Source organism: Moorena sp. SIO3I6 (assembly GCF_010672095.1).
In genome coordinates this window covers 1-1,826 of record NZ_JAAHHU010000985.1, presented here as the reverse complement: position 1 = coordinate 1,826, position 1,826 = coordinate 1, and the positions used below count along the sequence as shown (strand labels likewise).

At 44.4% G+C, this 1,826-nt stretch carries 4 protein-coding genes; 1 reads left to right on the top strand and 3 read right to left on the bottom strand.

Going from position 1 to position 1,826, the window contains the following annotated elements:
- Positions 1-130: 130 nt before the first annotated feature.
- A complete protein-coding gene (locus F6K49_RS45255; protein ID WP_293058669.1) occupies positions 131-313 on the bottom strand; it encodes a hypothetical protein in 183 nt (60 codons plus the stop codon).
- 253 nt (positions 314-566) lie between these two features.
- On the opposite strand from F6K49_RS45255, the gene F6K49_RS45250 reads away from it, so the two are divergent.
- Entirely contained in the window at positions 567-1,088 is a 522-nt protein-coding gene (locus F6K49_RS45250; protein WP_293058666.1) for a late competence development ComFB family protein, read from the top strand.
- Here the strand turns inward: F6K49_RS45250 and F6K49_RS45245 are convergent.
- Both F6K49_RS45245 and F6K49_RS45240 read right to left on the bottom strand, forming a co-directional pair.
- Positions 998-1,219: a hypothetical protein gene (locus F6K49_RS45245; RefSeq protein ID WP_293031243.1), complete on the bottom strand. Its 222-nt coding sequence runs from the start codon at positions 1,217-1,219 to the stop codon at positions 998-1,000. The genes F6K49_RS45250 and F6K49_RS45245 overlap by 91 nt on opposite strands.
- Before the next feature lie 117 nt (positions 1,220-1,336).
- A partial coding sequence (locus F6K49_RS45240) for a glycosyltransferase (RefSeq protein ID WP_293108678.1) occupies positions 1,337-1,826 on the bottom strand: 490 nt, incomplete at its 5' end.

Genomic DNA, 1,826 nt, shown 5'->3' with positions numbered 1-1,826 from the left:
AACACCCGCTCCCGGATAGACCTGTCATTACCAGCTTCTAGGTAATAGCTCAGAAACCCACAGGCTCCATTACCAGAGCCAACCACGATCGTATCGTACATCATCGGAATGGTTTTTCAAGCAAATAACTCTATTGTATCAAATAGGGAACAGGGAGCAGGGAGCAGGGAGCAGGGAGCAGTGTGGGAAGTGTGGGAAGTGTGGTAAGCGTGGGAAGTGTGGGAACTTCGAGTTTGGGGAGAGTGGGGAGTTTGGGGAGATGAAATTGATCTTTAGCCGTAATTTCCAGCAATTGATAACTATGATATAGCATTTTCCATACTTATGAGGTGTATTCCACATAGTTCCCCCGACTCCCGACTCCCTGTTCCCTATTCCCTATTCCCTCTTCCCTTTGCTTAATAACATTATAAAATAAAGTAGTCTAAATCTTTACCATAACTTTAATTCAATTTATTCAAACAAACAGAACGTATACACAAAATCAACCTGTTTATCAACCTAAGCATTGGAGAATCATGATCATAAAAACTATTAATTGAGTTATCGTCATGAAGTCAGGGTTAATGCAAAGAACTCAAGCCTATCAAAATGTTATGGAAATCCTTGTTGAAGAAGAAATCGAGCGACGACTAGATCAACTGTCACCGGAGATAGCTAAAAGTATTAATCCCATAGAAGTAGCGACCTATGCTCTCAATCGCCTCCCACCGTTGTATGCGTCTAGTGAAAAAGGTTGGAAGTACCAAAAGCAACGAGGGATGAAGGAGTTAGCTAAGCAAATAAGTATAGTGGTTAGTCGGTCAATCAGTGCTGTCCAAAAGGACCCCATTCGACTAGCAACTCCTTTATTTGATTCTAAAGATCCAGCATCTCAGCAAGCCTTAAAGCGACTTAAAAAATTGCTATTACAGGAAAACCTATCATGGTGGGAACTTCCTCGGGTTGTTGAGCAAGCTCTAATTAAAGCGTGGCATGGAGAGATTAGCTGGAAGCATCATGAGCAGTTTTTTGTACAAGTGGCAGAGACTAAAATACCTGTGAAATCTGGAGGGGCGTGGGGTATGGATAGGTATGGTCGGTGGTAATTCCTGAGCAGAAAACCTGATTTTAGGGAGTCGGGAGTCGGGAGTCGGGAGTCGGGAGTCGGGAGTCGGGAGTCGGGAGTCGGGAGTCGGGAGTAGCACTGCATCGCTATTCCTTCTGCCCTAACATCCACAACTTGTGTACCTCTCAAGAGGTACACAAGATTTTTTCCCTATTGCCTATTGCTAGCATGCCTATTGCCTACTCCCTACTCCCTACTCCCTACTCCCTAATTAGTAAAAGGGATTGATCAAGACTTCTGAACCGCTGCCAGTAACCGCTTCTTTTGAATGTCAGAAAAGAGTTCTTCGTAACGGTTGAGAGCTTGATCGAAGGAATAATATTGAAGAGCATGTTGTCTACTTCTGTTGCCCAGTAATGTAACTGTTGCGGGATCGTTATACAACTCTAAGATTGTTGCTGCTAGAGTTTCTGGATCCTCTGGGGGAACAACAATGCCACCGCCGCTTTTTTTGACAGCTCTGGCAGCCGTACCATTAGCAGGAACAGAAGCTAGGATGGGGCGACCACTAGCTAGCAGTACTTGGATTTTGGAGGGCATATTAAACGAAATTACATTCTGCTTTTGTATCACCAACCCCACATCCGCTGCTGCTAGCATTTCCGGTAGTTTTTCCCGAGGTTGAAATGGTAGTAGCTTAACATTATTGGCGTTCCAATTCCTACAGCACTGCTTTAGTCGGCCTAAGGCTTTCTCTTCTCCGACGATCACAATCACA